The sequence below is a fragment of the Arthrobacter sp. AD-310 genome (assembly GCF_054656615.1).
Genome location: NZ_BAAHNO010000002.1, coordinates 97,798 through 115,632, shown reverse-complemented (window position 1 = coordinate 115,632; position 17,835 = coordinate 97,798). Strand labels below are relative to the sequence as shown.

The window sequence follows — 17,835 nt, the reverse complement described above, 5'->3', positions numbered from 1 at the left end:
GGCGCCGGCTTCGTTGATGCCGGGGTGGATCAGCTGCCCGGCGGGGGATTCCTTGTAGGCCAGGACGAGGTCCCGGTCCACGGAGAGGTAGTTCTGGCCCTTGGGGTTGTAGATCTTCGCGGTCGGGAAGAACGCGTCCATGCCGAAGGTGCGGGCCTCGTCCGGGATGATCGGGGCAATGTGCTTGCCGAAGTTCTTGTCCCGCATCAGGTCCTTGAGCAGGCGGACGAAGGCCATGGTGGTGGCGGCCTGCTGCTTGCCCGAGCCGCGCTTGGCCACCTCGTAGGACTTCGCCTCGGGCAGGGTGATCTCGGCGTGCTTGGAGCGGCGTTCCGGCACCGAACCGCCCAGCGCTGCCCGGCGCTCCATCATGTACTGGATTTCCGGGGCGTCGGTACCGGGGTGATAGTACGGCGGCTGGTACGGGTCCTTCTCAAGCTGCTCGTCGGTGACCGGGATCCGCAGGTGGTCGCGGAACTTCTTCAGGTCATCCAGAGTCAGTTTCTTCATCTGGTGCGTCGCATTGCGGCCTTCGAAGTGGGGTCCGAGTCCGTAGCCTTTGACGGTTTTGGCGAGGATGACGGTGGGTTTGCCCTTGAATTCGGTGGCGGCTTTGTAGGCGGCGTAGACCTTGCGGTAGTCGTGGCCGCCGCGTTTGAGGTTCCAGATCTGGTCATCGCTGAGGTCCGCGACGAGGTCCTTGGTGGCGGGGTCCTTGCCGAAGAAGTGTTCGCGGACGAACCCGCCGGATTCGGCCTTGTAGGTCTGGTAGTCCCCGTCGGGGGTTTCGTTCATGATTTTCACGAGCGCGCCGTGGGTGTCGCGGGTGAGCAGGTCGTCCCACTCCCGGCCCCAGACGACCTTGATCACGTTCCAGCCCGCGCCGCGGAAGAACGCTTCGAGTTCCTGCATGATCTTGCCGTTGCCGCGCACCGGCCCGTCCAGGCGCTGGAGGTTGCAGTTGATCACGAAGTTCAGGTTGTCCAGGTTCTCGTTCGCGGCGAGCTGGAGCAGGCCGCGGGATTCGGGCTCGTCCATTTCGCCGTCGCCCAGGAACGCCCAGACCTGCTGGTCGGAGGTGTCTTTCAGGCCGCGGTTGTGCAGGTACCGGTTGGACTGGGCCTGGTAGATCGCGTTCATCGGGCCGATGCCCATGGACACGGTGGGGAATTCCCAGAAGTCCGGCATCAGGCGCGGGTGCGGGTAGGAGGACAGGGCGTGGCCCTCGCGGGACTTTTCCTGCCGGAACCCGTCCAGGTCTTTCTCGGTGAGGCGGCCTTCCATGAACGCGCGGGCGTACATGCCGGGGGAGGCGTGGCCCTGGAAGAAGACCTGGTCCCCGCCGCCGGGGTGGTCCTTGCCGCGGAAGAAGTGGTTGAACCCGACCTCGTACAGGGTCGCGGCCCCGGCGTAGGTGGAGATGTGCCCGCCGACACCGATCTCGGGCCGCTGGGCCCGGTGGACCATCACGGCCGCGTTCCAGCGCATGTAGGCCCGGTAGCGGCGTTCGTATTCCTCGTTGCCCGGGAACGGTGCTTCCTGGTCCACCGGGATCGTGTTCACGTAATCGGTGGTGGTCACCATCGGCACCCCGACGCTCTGCGCGCCCGCGCGCTGCAGCAGGCTCCGCATGATGTATTGGGCACGCTCGGTGCCCTGTTCCCTGATCAACGCATCCAGGGACTCAACCCACTCGGCAGTCTCTTCCGGATCACGATCAGGCAGCTGGTTAGTCAACCCGCTGAGGATATGGGAGGTATCTTCTCCTGCAGCCACGTCCAACCTCTCTTTGCGCGCGTGAATCGGCGCACTCAGGCCAGGCAGGGTGACTGCCCGGCGTATATACGCCGTGTGCGACGTATCGGTTACAACAGCCCGGGCATGTGTGCCGGGCAGGGTCCTAGAGCTCCTATGTCTGCACGGAGATACAAGGATGTTGTCCTGCAGGCATAGTTGTCATCAGCCACTCTAGCCCTCACAACATGGGGATGCGTAGCCGCGGCCCGGGCACCCCGGTTGTATTTCGACGTCATACTGGTTGTGTGACAAAAGCTGGTGCACGCCACGGCTGGCGCACCCGGTGTGACGCAGAATATGCGCCATCGCGGGGGCGGCAGCTTGAAGCGCAGGCCCAAAGGGTGTTGGCTTGGGAGTAATGGAAATCACTATGCGCACCGCATATACGAGGCATTGGAGGAACACGTGAGCGAGGCCGACGCCGCCACTTCGGTAAATGTGGCGGAAAAATTGGGTTTCAAGAATGGGGATCTGATTCAGGAGTTCGGTTACGACGACGACGTCGATTTCGACTTGCGTGACGATATCGAGGACCTCACCGGTTCAGAGTTGCTGGACGAAGACGACCACGAGGTGGCGGACGCCGTCATCTTCTGGTGGCGCGAGGGCGACGGCGACCTGGTGGACAGCCTGATGGACTCGCTGACCACGCTCCGTGAAAACGGCGTTGTCTGGCTGCTCACCCCCAAGTCCGGCAGGGACGGGTACGTTTCCCCGGCCGACATCCAGGAGGCCGCCCCGACTGCCGGCCTGCACGTCACCACGTCCGCCGGTGTGTCCAAGGACTGGAGCGCCAGCCGGCTGGTCAGCAGGAAGAACAAATGACGGCGGCGGTTGCCGCTGACCCCGCTGCTGTCCCTGCCATAGGCGGAACCGCGCCGGACTTCGAACTTCCCAACCAGTTTGGTGAGCCCGTACGGCTTTCATCCTTCCGCGGCCAGAACGTGGTCCTGGTGTTCTACCCGTTCGCCTTCTCCGGCATATGCACTGGTGAACTCTGCGAAATCCGTGACAACCTGGCTGTCTTCGAGGACTCCAACGCTGTCGTCCTGGCCATCTCCGTCGACAGCAAGTTCAGCCTGCGGGCCTATGCAGGCCAGGAGAACTACAGCTTCGACCTGCTCTCGGATTTCTGGCCGCACGGCAGGGTGGCCAGCGCCTACGGCGTCTTCGACCCCGAAACCGGAATGGCCCGGCGCGGCACCTTTATCATCGACGCGGCCGGCACGATCCGCTATACCGTAGTGAATCCGCGCGGGCAGGCGCGTGACCTGAATGAGTACAGGGCCGCGCTGGCAGGCCTCGAGCAGGACTGACGTATGGAGGAGGGGCGCCGGCACGGTGTGGGGCTGACAGGTTTTGCCAGCATGCCACCGTCGCCCCGGGCAAAGCCCTCCGCGACCGACCTGGAGACGCTGGGAAGGATCCGCGAACTCCTGGCAGGGACCCGGTTTGCGCTGCTCACCGGAGCGGGACTCAGCACCGATTCCGGCATTCCCGATTACCGTGGCCCCGGTTCGCCGCCCAGGCAGCCCATGACGTACCAGGAGTTCGTCCGCGAGGCGGCAAACAGGCAGCGCTACTGGGCCCGGAACCACATCGGATGGTCACACCTGCGGCACGCGGATCCCAATGAAGGCCACTACGCCGCCGCGGAGCTGGAACGCCGCGGATACCTCACCGGGCTGATAACCCAGAACGTGGACCGCCTGCATGAGGATGCCGGCAGCCGCAACGTCGTCGACCTCCACGGCAGGTACGACCAGGTGGTCTGCCTCGACTGCGGACGCACGTACTCCCGGCGGCTTCTGGCCGGAATGCTGGAAGAACTCAATCCCGACTTCCTGGACCGCGCCAGGCGGAGCGGGCTCGTGGAGATGGCGCCGGACGCGGACGCCACCGTCGAAGACCAGGAACTCATCAGCAGCTTCGTCGTCGCCGTATGCCCGGCGTGTGGGGGAACCCTGAAACCCGACTTCGTTTACTTCGGTGAAAACGTGCCCCGGGACCGGGTGGAAAAGTCCTACGCCATGGTTGACGAAGCCGCCGCCCTGGTGGTGGCCGGTTCATCGCTGACCGTCATGAGCGGCCTCCGTTTTGTCCGGCACGCAGCCAAAGAGGGCAAACCCGTGGTCATCATCAACAGGGGAGACACCCGCGGGGACGACAAGGCAGCCATCAAGCTTGAGGCGGGAGTCACGGAGTCGCTGAGCTGGCTCGCGGCGGAACTGCCCCCGCTCTAATGTCCGGTGTGCGGCACGGGCACGCGGAACGGCCGGATTCGCGTTTACGGCTGCCGGTCAGGTAGAGTCTATGTTCGTTGGTTGCGGCGGTAACGCCCGGCTCGGCATCATGGGTCTTTAGCTCAGCTGGTAGAGCGCCACGTTTACACCGTGGATGTCATCGGTTCGATCCCGGTAGGACCCACCAGCACAACCCCGCACATTCCGGCTTCAGATCCGGAATGTGCGGGGTTTTTTGCTGTTCCGGACCGGCCGGGGGGAATGTCGCTGCCCTGCCATAGCGTTCAGGCATGGAACACGTAATTGTCCGCGCAGGCAGGGATGGAATACCGACGGCGGTGCTAAGCAGGGGCCGCGAATGGCGCGTTGGTGCCGAACCGGTTAGATGGTTCGAGCGGATCAACTGGTGGGAGAGCAACAAACGCATGCCACGTGGCGGCAGCAGCAGGGTGGACGTCGAGGTCCTCCAGGTACAGGTGCGTCTTGGGAACAATGCGAACTCGCCCCTCACCACGATGCTGCTCGAACGCGATGGGCTGGGCGGCGGCTGGAGGCTGAGGGAACGGGCCATGTACGCCGCCTAGCGCCGGCCCCAAAAGCTGCAGCCGGGCATTGGAAAACCCTCCACCGCGACTATTGGGGGATGCCGCGGTGGAGGGCCTGAAATGAATATACCGAAAACAGTCGGAAACAAGAAGTTATCGCCGAATGTGTCGCGGGCGTATGGGTACCGCCGGTTACGGCCCTGGAATCAGCGGTTGACGGGGATAAAAACCCGTGGCTGCTCTGTCCAGGTGCCGGCCATCCGGGTCATGGTGCGGCGCATGATGCGGTCCGATCCCGCCCTGGCTGCCGCCGCGTCACCCCGGGCGATCGCCTCAGCGACGTCCACATGCCACTGCAGCGCGCCCTCATGCGGGTGGTCGGGCATAAGGCCGTGAACCGTCCGGCCTGTGAGTGTTTCCGCCACCTGGCCCATCAGGTTGGCGAACATTTCGTTCCCCGAACCGGAAAGCAGCAGGGAGTGGAACTGGATATCCAGTTCCAGGAAGCGTGGCACTTCGCCGTTGTGCCCGGCGTCCCGCATTGCGTAGGCAACGTCCACCAGTTCCAGGCGGAGAGGGGCAGGAGCATTTTGGGCCGCCAGTTCGGCCGCTGCGGGCTCGACGGCGGCGCGGAGCTCGGCGAGTGAGCGCAGCTGGGCGCCCCTGGCATCACTGGCCAGCCGCCACCGGATCACCTGGGCGTCGAACGGGTTCCACCGGCTCGCCGGCAGTACCCGGATACCCACCCGCTTGGTGGTTTCCACCAGTCCGAGCGACTGCAGGACACGGACTGCTTCGCGGATGACCGAGCGCGACACCTTCAGTTCGTCCTCGAGCTGTTCAGCAAGCATGACATGGCCGGCAGGGAGCTCGCCCGAGATGATCCGGGTGCCGAGGTTCTCGATGGCACGTTGGTGCAGGCTGCTGGTCATGGAGCTAAGCCTAGTGGGAACGCGCCACCGAACCTGGCGCCTTTCGGGCCCGCGCAGACATATACCCGCGAAAACGATGGTGGTTACTTTCCTGTTACGTCCGGAATATATATGCTTTATTCCGACCGCAGTTTTAAGCCGGCGGGTTCCAGACCGGGAAGCCGCCGCGCCATCTGTCCCAAAGCAATGAAGTGGAGTTTTTGATGTCTGCACACATCGGTGTCACCGGCCTCGCGGTGATGGGCGCCAACCTCGCCCGCAACCTTGCCCGTAACGGCTTCACGGTCGCTCTGCACAACCGCTCTGTCGAAAAGACGGACGCGCTGCTGGAACGCTACGGCTCCGAGGGCGACTTCGTCCGGACCGAAAGCCTGCAGGAACTCGTCGACTCCCTGGAAAAGCCCCGCCGTGTGCTGATCATGGTCAAGGCCGGGAAGCCGGTTGACTCGGTCATCGAGCAGCTCGAACCGCTCCTGGAACCTGGTGACATCATCATCGATGCGGGCAACTCCCACTATGAGGACACGCGCCGGCGCGAAGCCGCACTTGCCAAGAAGGACCTGCACTTCGTGGGCGTCGGTGTCTCCGGCGGCGAGGAAGGCGCGCTGAACGGCCCGTCCATCATGCCGGGCGGTTCCAAGGAGTCCTACAAGGCCCTGGGCCCGCTGCTGGAGAAGATCTCCGCCAAGGTCGACGGCGAGCCCTGCTGCGCCTGGGTGGGCACCGACGGCGCCGGCCACTTCGTCAAGATGGTCCACAACGGCATTGAATACGCCGACATGCAGGTGATCGGCGAAGCGTTCGACCTGCTCCGCTCCGGAGCGGGCATTGAGCCGGCGGAACAGTCCAGGATCTTCACCGAGTGGAACAAGGGCGAACTGTCCTCCTTCCTCATCGAAATCTCCGCCGAGGTCCTGGGCCACGTCGACGCCAAGACCGGCAAGCCGTTCGTCGACGTCGTCGTGGACGCTGCCGGCCAGAAGGGTACCGGCCGCTGGACCGTCATCTCCGCGCTGGAATTGGGCTCCCCGGTCTCCGGCATCGCCGAATCCGTCTTCGCCCGCGCCCTGTCCTCCCAGGCAGGCCAGCGCAAGCTGGGCCAGGAACTGCTGGAAGGCGGGGAATCCGCCGTCGAAATCCCCGAGACCTTCGTCGAGGACGTGCGCCAGGCACTTTACGCCTCCAAACTCGTTTCCTACGCACAGGGCCTGGACATGCTGACCTCGGCCGCCAAGGAGTACGGCTGGGACCTGAAGCTGGACGAAATCGCCTCCCTGTGGCGCGCCGGCTGCATCATCCGCGCCGAACTGCTCAAGGACATCACCAAGGCCTACGCGGCAGACGAGAAGCCCGCCAACCTGCTGTTCGCCCCGGCCTTCACCAAGGCCATCGCCGATGCGCTGCCGGCATGGCGCCGCGTGGTGGCCACTGCCGTGCAGCTGGGCATCCCCGTTCCGGTGTTCTCCTCCTCACTGGCCTACTACGACGGCCTGCGCCGCAAGCGCGTTGCCGCCGCACTGATCCAGGGCCAGCGTGACCTCTTCGGTGCACACACCTACGGCCGAGTCGACGCCGAGGGCACCTTCCACACCCTGTGGGGCGAGGACAAGTCAGAAATCGAAGCGGTGGACACCCACTAACCTCGAAGCCAACAACGGCAGCGGCCGGTGGTTCCCGGATATTCCGGGGACCACCGGCCGTTGCCGTTTCCGGCGATCCCCGGCCATCGACGCTGCGGTCGTCCGTTGACCGGCGCTGCGCAAAAAGGACTGCCCGGCCGCCTGTCCAACGTGGCGGCCGGGCAGCCCCGGGCAGGCTAAGCGCCGGACCTAGATCCGGTATTCGATGTCGTATTCAGCGGGATCCACTGCGGGTTTGGTTTCCCGCTGCGCGTCCCGGTGGCGCCACTTGGCGGGAACACCCGTGACAATCGATTCAGGCGGCGCGTCCTTGACCACCACTGCATTTGCGCCCACAGCGCTGTCGCGTCCGATCGTGATGGGACCAAGGATCTTGGCTCCAGCACCGATGGTGACGCGGTCGCCAATGGTGGGGTGGCGCTTGATCCGCGCCAGGGAGCGGCCGCCAAGGGTCACCCCGTGGTACATCATGACGTCCTCGCCGATTTCGGCGGTTTCCCCGATGACCACGCCCATGCCGTGGTCGATGAAGAACCGGCGGCCGATGGTGGCGCCGGGATGGATCTCGATGCCGGTCGCGAACCTGCCCAGCTGCGAGATCAGCCGCGCGGGGAAGCGCAGTGCAGGGTTCTGCCAAAGGCGGTGCGTCAGCCGGTGGATCCAAATGGCGTGCAGGCCGGAATAGGCGAAAAAGTTCTCAAAAGAACCTCGAGCCGCCGGGTCGTGCGACCGGGCGGCGTCGAGGTCTTCCTTCAGTCTTGCGAAAAAGCCCACAAAGATCTTTCTACAGGAAACGGGCGGACGGCGGACCTAATCAGCCGCGGATGTCGTCATAGAGCACGGTGGAGATGTAACGCTCACCGAAGTCGCAGACGACGGCGACAATCAGCTTGCCCGCGTTCTCGGGCCGCTTGGCCAGCTCCAGGGCACCCCAGACAATCGCGCCGGACGAGATGCCGCCCAGGATGCCTTCCTTGACGCCCAGGTCACGGGCCACGCGGACCGAGTCCTCGAGCGTGGCATCCAGCACCTCGTCGTAGACGTTGGTGTCGAGGATTTCCGGTACGAAGTTCGCGCCGATGCCCTGGATCTTGTGCGGGCCGGGAGCGCCGCCGTTGAGGATGGCAGAGTCCTTCGGCTCAATGGCAACGATCTGGACGCCCGGCTTGCGCTCCTTCAGGACCTGGCCGACGCCGGTCACGGTACCGCCGGTGCCGACGCCGGCGACGAAGATGTCCACCCCGCCGTCGGTGTCCTTCCAGATTTCCTCCGCGGTGGTGTTGCGGTGGATCTCCGGGTTGGCCTCGTTGGCGAACTGGCGGGCCCAGATGGAGTTTTCGGTGTTGGCCACAATTTCCTGGGCCTTCTCCACCGCACCGCGCATACCCTCGGAGCCCGGGGTCAGGACGATCTCGGCACCAAAGGCGCGCAGCATAACGCGGCGCTCGGTCGACATGGTTTCCGGCATGGTCAGGATGACCTTGTAACCGCGGGCAGCACCCACCATGGCCAGGGCGATGCCCGTGTTGCCCGAGGTGCCTTCAACGATGGTGCCGCCCGGCTTGAGGGCGCCGGACTTCTCAGCGGCGTCGACGATGGCAACGCCAATACGGTCCTTGACGCTGTTGGCCGGGTTGTAGAACTCCAGCTTCACGGCGACGGTCGCGTCCAGCCCTTCGCTGAGCCGGTTGAGCTTGACCAGCGGGGTGCCGCCGACCAGCTGCGTTACGTCGTCATAGATCCGTGCCATGTACATACGCCTATCTCTGAGGGGTGGATACTGAGGTCAGCCTAACGAGGCGGCGTAACCGTGGCTAAGCGTTAAGCCATGCAGAGTAATATTTCCTGGCCTTGGCGAGCTTTGGATTGATGATCACCTGGCAGTACCCCTGCTCGGGATGCTTCGCATAGTAGTTCTGGTGGAATTCCTCGGCGACATGGAACCGCGGCAGCCGGCTGACCTCGGTCACGATCGGGTTCCGCCACAGCGCCTGGTTCCGTTCGATGGCCTCCTCGAACAGGATCTTCTCCTCCGTGGTCTCGTAGAACATGGACGACCTGTATTGGGTTCCGACGTCGTACCCCTGCCGGTTCAGCGTCGTGGGATCGTGCAGGGCGAAGAACATGTCCAGGATGACCTCTGCCGGAATGACGTCCTCGTCGAAGGTCACGGCGACGACTTCGGCGTGCCCCGTCGTGCCGCTGCAGACGGAGTAGTAGTCCGGGTAGGGGTCATGCCCGCCGGTGTAGCCCGACACCACCGCTGTGACGCCCCTGGTCTTCTGGTAGACGGCGTCGAGGCACCAGAAGCAGCCTCCGCCCAGAACAAAAGTTTTCATGACCTCTTCAATGGTTGGCAGCCCCGGATGATTCCCTGTGCCGTTGCGCGGGAAGCGGTCGGGTGCGGGCGTCACCGGGACGATGCGGTAAAACTAAGACTATGGAACCAGTGGACAGCGACGTTACGGGCGCCCAGGGCGGAAAAGACCAGGACCGCGACGGCGGCGCTGCCGCAGAGCGGTCCCCCGGCGCCCCCACCCTTGGTGACCTGCTGCTCGCCGTCGAGGAACTATGGCCTGAATCCCTTGCTGAGAACTGGGACGAGGTGGGACTCGTGGCGGGGCATCCTTCCGCGCCCGTCACCAAGGTGATGTTCGCCGTCGATCCCACCCTGGAGGTCATTGACGAAGCCGTCGAGTGGGGTGCCGAACTGCTCATCACCCACCATCCGCTGCTGCTCAAGGGCGTCACGTCAGTAGCCGCCACCACAGCCAAGGGCCGTGCTGTGCACCGCCTGATCGAGTCGGGCACGGCGCTGCTGACCGTGCACACCAATGGTGATTCCGCGGTCGGAGGTGTCTCCGACGTCCTGGCTGACGCCCTGGGGCTTCGTGACGTGGCCCCGCTGACCGTAGCCGCAAACGGCCTGCCCGAAGAAGGCATTGGCCGGGTGGGTGACCTTGAGGACGCCATGACTTTGGGGGACTTCGCGGCCCGCGTGTTCGGCATCCTGCCTTCTGTGGCCGGGGGAGTCAGGGTGTCCGGGGACAAGGACGGCCTGGTCAGGCGCATCGCCGTCTGCGGCGGGGCCGGCGATTCGCTGTTCAACGAGGTCCGGGCCAGCAACGCCGATGTGTACGTCACGGCGGACCTCCGCCACCACCCGGCGTCGGAAGCCAGGGAAGCTGCAGTGAACGGCCGGCCCTACCTGGTGGACGTCTCGCACTTTGCCAGCGAATGGCTGTGGCTGCCCGCCGCGGCCGCAGCCCTGGGCAATGTCCTCACGGACCAGGGGCACGACGTCGAAATCCAGGTGAGTGCCACGAACAGCGATCCCTGGGACTTCATCCTGACACCCGGCTGAGCGGGACGTTGAGGAAATCCCTGGTCCTGGAAGGTTGCCCGGCGGGCACGGCAGCAGGCCAGGCGCTAGAGTCAAGGAAGCGCCGTAGGGGTGCCCGGCTCCGGCCGGCAGTGATGAAGCGGAGGTAACAGTGGCGAAGGCAGCACCGGCGGAACAGTTGAAGTTGCTCGAGCTGCAGGGCCTTGACGCGAAGCTGAAGTCGCTCGCGAACCGCCGCCGCGCCCTCGAGGCCGACCCCCGAATCAAGGATTTGGAGGCAGCCCTTGCAGTGGCCAACGGGGAACTCGGGGCAGCCAAGGTGGCTGTCCACGACGCCGAAGCCGAACTGAAGCGGGCAGAGGCCGACGTGGAACAGGTAGCCGCCCGCATCGAACGCGATGAGGCACGGCTGAACAGCGGGACGGGACTGTCCAAGGACCTGGTGGCCCTGCAAAAGGACATCGCCTCCCTCAACAAGCGCCGTTCGGACCTGGAGGACGTGGAGCTGGAAGTGCTGGAGCGGCTGGACACCCTCCGGGAGCGCCAGGCGGCCCAGCAGGCAATCGTGGACGACATCCAGGGGTCCTTCGGGGCGATCCGCGCCGAACTCGACGGTGCACTGGCGGCTGTTGATTCCGAGGCCGCCGATATGCGGACCCAAAGGGCGGAATTCGCGCAGGGCCTGGACGCCGGGATGCTCGCCGTTTATGACAAGACGCTCGCCCGCCGTGGAGTGGGCGCAGCCCGCCTCTTCCATGGAACCTCGGAGGCGTCCGGCATGAAACTCAGCCCCGGGGACCTTGCAGAAATCAACGCGGCGTCCGCCGACGACATCGTCTTCTGCCCCGATTCCGGGGCCATCCTGGTCCGCTCCGAAGAGTGGGCCTGACCGCCGGGAGCGTCAGCCCGGCAGAATGACGTTCAGGGCGTGCGGCTTTCGCGCGGAGCCGGGCACGAGTTCGGCGTCCCACTTTTCCCGCGCAGCCTTGAGCAGCTGCTCCGGGGTGGCCGGGGCCTTTCCGCGGCGCGCCAGCAGGTGCCGGGCGAGTTCGCCGCGGGTGTGCTTGGCAAAGTGGCTGACCACCTTCCGCACGCCCTTCACTTCCGTCAGGACAGTCACCGTCACGGTCGCTTCCGCAGGCGGTGCCCATGCGGCAGCGTAGGTGCTGGACCTGCAGTCCACCAGGAGGTGGCCTTCGGCCACCTCTTTCAGGGCGTCGGCGAGGAGGGGTTTCCAGAATGCGGCGAGGCGGCCGACGCCGGGTAATGCCGTTCCCATGGACAGCCGGTAGGCAGGCACGCTGTCACCAAAGCGGATGGCGCCCCACAGGGCCGAGACCACCAGCACCGACTCGTCCGCTTTCCGGCGCTGGGCCGCAGTGAGGCTGCTGTAGCCCAGCGCGTCGTACAGGACTCCCGAGTAGATTGTGTGCGCCGGCGCAGCCGGTTCGGCATGCAGGCGGGTGTTGCGTTCGACGTCGGCCCGAAGCGAGGTGCCCACGCCCAGCAGTTCAAGGGCGTCCTCGTGGGCGCTCACCGTTCCCAGCGCTTCCAGCACTTTTGCGCGGTACGGGTTGATCGCTGGAAAGCCCAGCGACGGCCAGTCGACGGCGTCGCCGCGCACTGCGGGCGTCTTGCCTTCGGAGGGGGGAAGCAGAATCAGCACCGTCCGATACTACCGGCGGCGCAAGACGCCCTCCGCCGCCGGTAGACTTGACGCGGATGGGACAGCCAGGCGGCCGCGCGTCACGCAAGTGGCTCGAGGAACGTCCGGGCTCCGCAGGGCAGGGTGGTGGGTAACGCCCACTCGGGGTAACCCGCAGGCAAGTGCCACAGAAAACAGACCGCCCGCATCCCTTGTCCCCGGACAGGGGAGCGCGGGTAAGGGTGAAACGGTGGTGTAAGAGACCACCAGCTTCCCGGGTGACCGGGAAGGCTAGGTAAACCCCACCCGGAGCAAGGCCAGACAGGACACGTTCGAGGGCTGCCCGCCCGAGTGTCCGGGTAGGCCGCTGGAGGGTGCCGGCAACGGTACTCCTAGATGGATGGCCGCCGCTCCCTTCCCGGTAACGGGAGGAGAGGCACAGAACCCGGCGTATCGGCTGTCCCATCCATTAAGCTGTTTCTGACACTGAAAGCTTTGTTGGGGATCCTGAAACGTGCACGCAAAGACCGATCCGCAACCGGCGCCGCGAACGACCTTCCTGCGCACGTCCGGCCTGGTAGGCCAGGCCGTGGCGCTGCTGGGTTTCCTTGCCCTTTCGACTGCAGCCTGGGCCGCTGCCTCGATCCCCATCATCCTCCACTCGTCCGGCTGGTTCGCCGCCTCGGTGAAAGCGCCCTGGATGCCGCCGGGATGGATGTTCCGGTCCATGTGGATCCTGCTGTACGCCGGTGTCGCCGTCGCAGCGTGGCTGGTCTGGCGGAAGGGAGCCCTCAAGGGCCAGACCCTTGCCGGGTACATCGTCCAGCTGGTGCTCAACGCAGGCTGGCCGCTGGCCTTCTTTGGCCTGTATCCCGTGCTGGGCACCGCCGCGCTTTGGGCCGCCTTCGGCGTCATAACCGCCCTGGCCCTCTCGCTGGTGTTCCTGATCCTCCGCTTCGGCCCTGTCAGTACCGGCGCCGGGCTGCTGGTCCTTCCCTACTTTTCCTGGGTGGTGTTCTCCTCCAGCCTGAACTTCTACTCGGCCCTGCACAACTGACTGCGCGTGTGAGTGACTTCACGCGACACAGACCTGTTTAGCCGGGCCTGCCAATTTAGAATGGATTCCGGACGTAGGGGTTCTTCCGCCGGAACTGCGTTCGCAGCCGGCGGTTTTTCTTTGCACACGATCCACGCGCCTGGGGGCCGAACCCTGCAGGCGCGGGCGCCCCTGGACATCATCAGGTGGCAGACATCCGCGTACGAGGACGTATGCGGCTGAACCGAGGAAGGTAGTTCTGTGAGCCAGACGTCAGATTCTTGTCTTGATACGTGGATGGGCCGGGAGGCCCTCGCCGAAGCCATGATTCCGGTGATCGGCCGGCTGTACCGCGAAAACAACGTGGTGACCAGCATCCACGGCCGGAGCCTGATCAACAAGTCCACCATGAATATCCTCAAGGCGCACCGTTTCGCGCGCCGAATGAGCAAGGATGAGTTGCTCCTGGAGGAAACCGCACCGCTGTTGAACACGCTGGCGCAGCTGGAGCTGGGCGCCGCCGCAATCGACATCGCCCGGCTGAACCAGAAGTTCAAGGAGGAGGGCAACGGCGCCACCCTCGAAGAGTTCCTGCGGGCCGAACTTGCCGACATCGTGGGCAAGCGCGGCGGGGATGACCGCACCAGCACCGACGTCGTGCTATACGGCTTTGGCCGCATCGGCCGGCTGCTGGCCCGCCTCCTGATCGAAAAGGCCGGTGGCGGCCATGGCCTGCGCCTGCGCGCCATCGTGGTGCGCCGCGGATCCGACAACGACCTGCTCAAGCGTGCCAGCCTGCTCCGCCGCGACTCGGTCCACGGTTCCTTCGAAGGCACCATCCGCGTGGACGAGGAAGCCAACACCATCACGGCCAACGGCGTCCGGATCCAGGTCATCTACTCGAACGACCCCGCCACCATCGACTACACCGCCTACGGCATCAACAACGCCCTGGTGGTGGACAACACCGGCCGCTGGCGCGACGCCGAAGGACTGTCCCAGCACCTGAAGAGCAAGGGTGCGGCCCGCGTCCTGCTGACCGCGCCGGGCAAGGGCGAGCTGAAGAACATCGTTCACGGCATCAACCACGGCACCATCGAGGACACGGACACCATCGTTTCCGCCGCCTCCTGCACGACGAACGCCATCACCCCGGTGCTGAAGGCCCTCAACGACAAGTTCGGCGTGGTCCACGGCCACGTTGAAACCGTGCACTCCTTCACGAACGACCAGAACCTGATCGACAACTTCCACAAGGGCGACCGGCGCGGCCGCTCCGCCGCGCTGAACATGGTGATCACGGAGACCGGTGCGGCCAAGGCGGTTGCGAAGGCCCTGCCCGAACTGCTGGGCAAGCTCACCGGCAGCTCCATCCGCGTCCCCACACCGGACGTTTCCCTGGCCATCCTGAACCTGAGCCTGGAAAACGGCACCACCAAGGACGAGGTCAACAACTACCTCCGCGAAATGTCGCTGCATTCCGACCTGCGCAAGCAGATCGACTACATCGACTCCCCGGAAGTTGTCTCCACCGACTTCGTCGGTTCCCGCCGCGCCGGCATCGTTGACGGCCTCGCCACGGTTTCCACGGACAAGAACCTGGTTGTCTACGTCTGGTACGACAACGAGTTCGGCTACAGCTGCCAGGTCATCCGGGTCATGGAAGAGATGGCCGGTGTGAACCCGCCGTCCTACCCTGCAAAGGAAAGCGCCAAGTCCCTGGCCGCCATCGCCGTCTAGGCTCCTCCTGCCGGTCCTTCGAATTCCCGGCTGGTTCTCTGGAATCAGCCGGGAATCGGGACCACACTAATGGCATGGAAAAAGATTCGACACTCCAGCACGACACAACCCTGGAACACGCCCTGGACGTCGCCAAGGCCAACCACAAGGAAGCGGTCCGGCTTCTCGATAAGGCACGGGCCGCCTACCAGGCCGGAGATGTCGGTGAGGACCGGGTGCGGCAGCTCGAAGGGCTCCTCGCCATCGCGGAGGAAGACCTCCGCCGGGTGATGAGGGAGCAATAGCCGCTCCGGCCACCCCCACCACCTGCCCTCCACACTGTGCATAACCGGCGGGCCCGGCCCAACTCCGGCCTAGGCTCGAAAGGTGCATGACACAGGCCTGGAGCAGGCAACCCCGTGACCATCAGCTGGTCCGCCTACCGGCAGGCCCGGCGCCGGTCGCGGCAGGCCTGGGCGCTCCTTGCAGCCGCCGCCGTTTCCGCCCTGGCCGCACTTTCCTGGTTTTTCACGGCCGGCCAGTTCGGGCTGGCAGAAACGGCCCCGCCGGGACCCGCCGAAGCACCGGTGTTCGATCCGGCCTGGATGAAACCGGTGGTTTCCCCTCACGGCGTTCCTGCCGGGCGTGCCCTCGACGCCCTGGCACGGCTTCCCGTCAAAGGACGGGCGGCCAGGGACGACTATTCCCGGGAAGCCTTCGGCCAGGCCTGGCTGGATGCGGACCGCAACGGCTGCGATACCCGCAACGACATCCTCCGCAGGGACCTTGCCGGCGTCGCCTACACAGATGGCTCCGGGTGCCGGGTCGCGGCCGGCCGGTTCCAGGAGCCCTACACGGGGAAGGTTGTCGAATTCCGCCGCGGCTCCGACAGCAGCCGGGCGGTGCAGGTCGACCACGTCGTTGCCTTGGCTGATGCCTGGCAGAAGGGCGCGCGGAACCTGAGCCCGGCACAGCGCCAAAGCCTCGCCAATGATCCGCTGAACCTCATCGCCGCGGACGGGGATGCCAACCAGCAGAAAGGTGCGGGCGACGCCGCCACCTGGCTTCCTCCCAACAAGTCCATCAGGTGCCACTACGTCTCGCGGCAGGTTTCCGTCAAGGCCGCTTACGGGCTGTGGGTCACCGGCGCCGAAAAGGACGCCATCCAACGCGTCCTGGCGTCCTGCCCGGAACAGCAAACCATCAGCGCAGGCTAAAAGTTCTCCGGGAGCCTAGTGGCCGAAGGGGTCCGGGTCCACACCCGGCATCCAGGTAAGCCCCGGTACGCCCCACCCCTTTTTCTTGGCCTGCTTCATGGCTTTGCGTGAATAGCGGTCCATCAGGCGGTTGACATACAGCTTGCCGTCAAGGTGGTCGTATTCGTGCTGGATGACCCTGGCAAACCAGCCCGTTGCCTCAAACCTGACGGGTTGTCCGAAGCCGTCAAAGCCTTCCACCCTGGCCCATTCCGCTCGCTTGAGCGGGAACTGCTCCCCGGGGAAGGAAAGGCAGCCTTCTTCTTCCTCGTCCGGGTCAGGTGCGGCACCCGAGATCTTCGACAATGTCAGCACGGGGTTTACCAGCACGCCTGTGGGAGGGGCGCCGTCGTCATTGGCGTACTTGTATACGAAGATCCGCTTTCCGACTCCGATCTGCGGGGCGGCCAGCCCCACACCGTTGGCGGCGTCGTTCGTTTCGAACATGTCGGCAATCAGGGTGCGCAGGTCGTCGTCGAACACCTCCACTTCGGCGGCCCGCCGGTGGAGCACCGGTTCCCCCCAGATGGTGATTGGCAGAACAGTCATGTCAGCGGTCCTTCGGCTTGCGGCCCGGGCTGGGAACTGCCAGGGCGGTGGTGCAAAAGAGGTGGTGCAAAAAAAGGAGGCCGTACCGGATATCCGGTACGGCCTCCTTCTCTGAACGGCTCCATGCCGTCAGGTGAGGGTGAGCGACGGGGGTTGAACCCGCGACCTCCTGGACCACAACCAGGCGCTCTGCCAACTGAGCTACGCCCACCATGTTTTCCCTCAGGCTGACCGGCTTCCCGGCCCCCTGGAAAGGCAACTCAAATAGCTTACCTGCTCTTCAGGGGTGCTTTGTCCACTTTCGGCCATTTCGGGAAAAATTCCTGGAAACGTGGCGCAGATTACGTTTCGGGCAGTGCCGCACTGCCGCCGGCGGTGATCCGGCGGGCGATCTGCTGCGCCGTGACGCTGTCGGGTCCGGGTGCGGGAACGAAGACCGCTTCCCGGTAGTACCGAAGCTCGTCGATGGAGTCCTTAATGTCGCCAAGGGCCCGGTGCCCGCCCTTTTTCGCGGGGGACTGGAAGTAGGCGCGGGCAAACCAGCGGCGGGACAGTTCCTTGATGGTGCTGACGTCAATGACCCGGTAGTGCAGGTGCTCAACAACCGACGGCATGTCCCTGGACAGGAACACCCGGTCCGTTCCGACCGAGTTGCCGCCCAGCGGGGCCTTGCGGGGGTCCGGCACCCATTCGGCGATGTACTCCATGACGGCTGCCTCCGCCTCCGCCATGGTCTTGCCGGCGGGCAGTTCCTTCAGCAGGCCGGACTTGGTGTGCATGTCCCGGACAAAGTCGTTCATTTGGGCCACGGCGGCATCGTCGGGCTTGATGACCACGTCCACGCCGTCACCGAGGATGTTCAGTTCGGAGTCGGTAACCAGGGCCGCCACCTCGATCAGGGCGTCGTTTTTGATGTCCAGACCGGTCATTTCACAGTCGATCCAGACAATCCGTTCGTTAGATATAGGCACCGGTCCAGCCTACCGGTACACCTCCGGGCGTCAGCCCGGTGCTAGGATTTTTGGGTATGCGGCGGGTCGCCCTGCCGCCGGGGAAGCGCCCCGGAGGGCTGGACCAAGGGGCAGTTCAAAGACGGCTGTAGAGTTCACCCGGGAGCACGCCGTGCACAA

General features: G+C 65.0%; 19 protein-coding genes, 2 tRNA genes and 1 other RNA gene. 13 read left to right on the top strand and 9 right to left on the bottom strand.

Features of this window, described 5'->3' with window-relative positions; genetic code table 11:
- On the bottom strand, window positions 1-1,776 hold a 1,776-nt coding region (gene aceE / locus ACYQ1Z_RS01180; RefSeq protein ID WP_459790515.1), incomplete at its 3' end, for a pyruvate dehydrogenase (acetyl-transferring), homodimeric type.
- Window positions 1,777-2,202: 426 nt separating this feature from the next.
- On the opposite strand from aceE, the gene ACYQ1Z_RS01175 reads away from it, so the two are divergent.
- The 5 genes from ACYQ1Z_RS01175 (at window position 2,203) to ACYQ1Z_RS01155 (ending at window position 4,624) form a co-directional block, all read left to right on the top strand.
- Window positions 2,203-2,622 (top strand): DUF3052 domain-containing protein, encoded by a 420-nt coding sequence (locus tag ACYQ1Z_RS01175; RefSeq protein ID WP_459790514.1) that lies wholly within the window; start codon window positions 2,203-2,205, stop codon window positions 2,620-2,622.
- Window positions 2,619-3,113, top strand: a complete 495-nt coding sequence (locus ACYQ1Z_RS01170; RefSeq protein ID WP_459790513.1) for a peroxiredoxin — start codon at window positions 2,619-2,621, stop codon at window positions 3,111-3,113. The genes ACYQ1Z_RS01175 and ACYQ1Z_RS01170 overlap by 4 nt, the downstream gene beginning before the upstream one ends.
- Window positions 3,114-3,116: 3 nt before the next feature.
- The gene (locus tag ACYQ1Z_RS01165; RefSeq protein WP_459790512.1) at window positions 3,117-4,040 is read left to right on the top strand and encodes an NAD-dependent protein deacetylase; all 924 of its coding nucleotides are present in this window, start codon (window positions 3,117-3,119) and stop codon (window positions 4,038-4,040) included.
- Window positions 4,041-4,151: 111 nt separating this feature from the next.
- A tRNA-Val gene (locus tag ACYQ1Z_RS01160) sits at window positions 4,152-4,227 on the top strand.
- 103 nt (window positions 4,228-4,330) lie between these two features.
- Window positions 4,331-4,624 carry a hypothetical protein gene (locus ACYQ1Z_RS01155; RefSeq protein WP_459790511.1) on the top strand — a complete coding sequence of 98 codons (294 nt, stop codon included), beginning with the start codon at window positions 4,331-4,333 and terminating at the stop codon, window positions 4,622-4,624.
- A gap of 167 nt (window positions 4,625-4,791) precedes the next feature.
- On the opposite strand, the gene ACYQ1Z_RS01150 is transcribed toward ACYQ1Z_RS01155, so the two are convergent.
- Window positions 4,792-5,517 carry a FadR/GntR family transcriptional regulator gene (locus ACYQ1Z_RS01150; protein ID WP_459790510.1) on the bottom strand — a complete coding sequence of 242 codons (726 nt, stop codon included), beginning with the start codon at window positions 5,515-5,517 and terminating at the stop codon, window positions 4,792-4,794.
- 203 nt (window positions 5,518-5,720) lie between these two features.
- Between ACYQ1Z_RS01150 and gndA the strand changes: the two genes are divergently transcribed.
- The gene (gndA, locus tag ACYQ1Z_RS01145; RefSeq protein ID WP_459790508.1) at window positions 5,721-7,157 is read left to right on the top strand and encodes an NADP-dependent phosphogluconate dehydrogenase; all 1,437 of its coding nucleotides are present in this window, start codon (window positions 5,721-5,723) and stop codon (window positions 7,155-7,157) included.
- 189 nt (window positions 7,158-7,346) lie between these two features.
- Here gndA and epsC read toward each other — a convergent pair whose 3' ends face one another.
- The 3 genes from epsC to msrA form a co-directional block, all read right to left on the bottom strand.
- Complete coding sequence (epsC, locus tag ACYQ1Z_RS01140; RefSeq protein WP_009372911.1) at window positions 7,347-7,931, bottom strand: serine O-acetyltransferase EpsC; 585 nt, start codon at window positions 7,929-7,931, stop codon at window positions 7,347-7,349.
- A gap of 40 nt (window positions 7,932-7,971) precedes the next feature.
- Window positions 7,972-8,907, bottom strand: a complete 936-nt coding sequence (gene cysK, locus ACYQ1Z_RS01135; protein ID WP_459790507.1) for a cysteine synthase A — start codon at window positions 8,905-8,907, stop codon at window positions 7,972-7,974.
- A 64-nt stretch (window positions 8,908-8,971) separates the two neighbouring features.
- Window positions 8,972-9,496: a peptide-methionine (S)-S-oxide reductase MsrA gene (gene msrA / locus ACYQ1Z_RS01130; protein ID WP_459790506.1), complete on the bottom strand. Its 525-nt coding sequence runs from the start codon at window positions 9,494-9,496 to the stop codon at window positions 8,972-8,974.
- Between the two features lie 101 nt (window positions 9,497-9,597).
- Between msrA and ACYQ1Z_RS01125 the strand changes: the two genes are divergently transcribed.
- Complete coding sequence (locus tag ACYQ1Z_RS01125) at window positions 9,598-10,521, top strand: Nif3-like dinuclear metal center hexameric protein (RefSeq protein WP_459790505.1); 924 nt, start codon at window positions 9,598-9,600, stop codon at window positions 10,519-10,521.
- 130 nt (window positions 10,522-10,651) lie between these two features.
- A complete protein-coding gene (locus ACYQ1Z_RS01120) occupies window positions 10,652-11,389 on the top strand; it encodes a zinc ribbon domain-containing protein (RefSeq protein ID WP_459790504.1) in 738 nt (245 codons plus the stop codon).
- Between the two features lie 12 nt (window positions 11,390-11,401).
- Here the strand turns inward: ACYQ1Z_RS01120 and ACYQ1Z_RS01115 are convergent, their stop codons facing one another.
- Window positions 11,402-12,166, bottom strand: a complete 765-nt coding sequence (locus tag ACYQ1Z_RS01115) for a YaaA family protein (protein ID WP_459790503.1) — start codon at window positions 12,164-12,166, stop codon at window positions 11,402-11,404.
- Window positions 12,167-12,223: 57 nt separating this feature from the next.
- On the opposite strand from ACYQ1Z_RS01115, the gene rnpB reads away from it, so the two are divergent.
- The 5 genes from rnpB to ACYQ1Z_RS01090 all read left to right on the top strand — a co-directional run bounded on the left by rnpB (window position 12,224) and on the right by ACYQ1Z_RS01090 (window position 16,117).
- Window positions 12,224-12,614: RNase P RNA component class A (gene rnpB / locus ACYQ1Z_RS01110), an RNA gene on the top strand.
- A 45-nt stretch (window positions 12,615-12,659) separates the two neighbouring features.
- Window positions 12,660-13,202, top strand: coding sequence for a TspO/MBR family protein (locus tag ACYQ1Z_RS01105; RefSeq protein ID WP_459790502.1), 543 nt, complete (start codon window positions 12,660-12,662; stop codon window positions 13,200-13,202).
- A 240-nt stretch (window positions 13,203-13,442) separates the two neighbouring features.
- Window positions 13,443-14,921 carry a glyceraldehyde-3-phosphate dehydrogenase gene (locus ACYQ1Z_RS01100; protein WP_459790501.1) on the top strand — a complete coding sequence of 493 codons (1,479 nt, stop codon included), beginning with the start codon at window positions 13,443-13,445 and terminating at the stop codon, window positions 14,919-14,921.
- Window positions 14,922-14,995: 74 nt separating this feature from the next.
- Window positions 14,996-15,205, top strand: a complete 210-nt coding sequence (locus tag ACYQ1Z_RS01095; protein WP_459790500.1) for a hypothetical protein — start codon at window positions 14,996-14,998, stop codon at window positions 15,203-15,205.
- Between the two features lie 114 nt (window positions 15,206-15,319).
- Window positions 15,320-16,117, top strand: a complete 798-nt coding sequence (locus ACYQ1Z_RS01090; protein WP_459790498.1) for an HNH endonuclease family protein — start codon at window positions 15,320-15,322, stop codon at window positions 16,115-16,117.
- Window positions 16,118-16,132: 15 nt separating this feature from the next.
- Here the strand turns inward: ACYQ1Z_RS01090 and def are convergent, their stop codons facing one another.
- The 3 genes from def to orn all read right to left on the bottom strand — a co-directional run bounded on the left by def (window position 16,133) and on the right by orn (window position 17,676).
- Window positions 16,133-16,705, bottom strand: coding sequence for a peptide deformylase (gene def, locus ACYQ1Z_RS01085; protein WP_459790497.1), 573 nt, complete (start codon window positions 16,703-16,705; stop codon window positions 16,133-16,135).
- Window positions 16,706-16,843: 138 nt separating this feature from the next.
- Window positions 16,844-16,916, bottom strand: a tRNA-His gene (locus tag ACYQ1Z_RS01080).
- A 130-nt stretch (window positions 16,917-17,046) separates the two neighbouring features.
- Window positions 17,047-17,676 (bottom strand): oligoribonuclease, encoded by a 630-nt coding sequence (gene orn, locus ACYQ1Z_RS01075; protein WP_459790496.1) that lies wholly within the window; start codon window positions 17,674-17,676, stop codon window positions 17,047-17,049.
- Window positions 17,677-17,835: the final 159 nt, after the last annotated feature.

Coding starts and splice junctions, on each gene's coding strand:
- ACYQ1Z_RS01170 (WP_459790513.1), top strand. CDS start 2,619: ATGACGGCGGCGGTTGCCGCTGACCCCGCTGCTGTCCCTGCCATAGGC.
- ACYQ1Z_RS01165 (WP_459790512.1), top strand. CDS start 3,117: ATGGAGGAGGGGCGCCGGCACGGTGTGGGGCTGACAGGTTTTGCCAGC.
- ACYQ1Z_RS01155 (WP_459790511.1), top strand. CDS start 4,331: ATGGAACACGTAATTGTCCGCGCAGGCAGGGATGGAATACCGACGGCG.
- ACYQ1Z_RS01150 (WP_459790510.1), bottom strand. CDS start 5,517: ATGACCAGCAGCCTGCACCAACGTGCCATCGAGAACCTCGGCACCCGG.
- gndA (WP_459790508.1), top strand. CDS start 5,721: ATGTCTGCACACATCGGTGTCACCGGCCTCGCGGTGATGGGCGCCAAC.
- cysK (WP_459790507.1), bottom strand. CDS start 8,907: ATGGCACGGATCTATGACGACGTAACGCAGCTGGTCGGCGGCACCCCG.
- msrA (WP_459790506.1), bottom strand. CDS start 9,496: ATGAAAACTTTTGTTCTGGGCGGAGGCTGCTTCTGGTGCCTCGACGCC.
- ACYQ1Z_RS01125 (WP_459790505.1), top strand. CDS start 9,598: ATGGAACCAGTGGACAGCGACGTTACGGGCGCCCAGGGCGGAAAAGAC.
- ACYQ1Z_RS01095 (WP_459790500.1), top strand. CDS start 14,996: ATGGAAAAAGATTCGACACTCCAGCACGACACAACCCTGGAACACGCC.
- def (WP_459790497.1), bottom strand. CDS start 16,705: ATGACTGTTCTGCCAATCACCATCTGGGGGGAACCGGTGCTCCACCGG.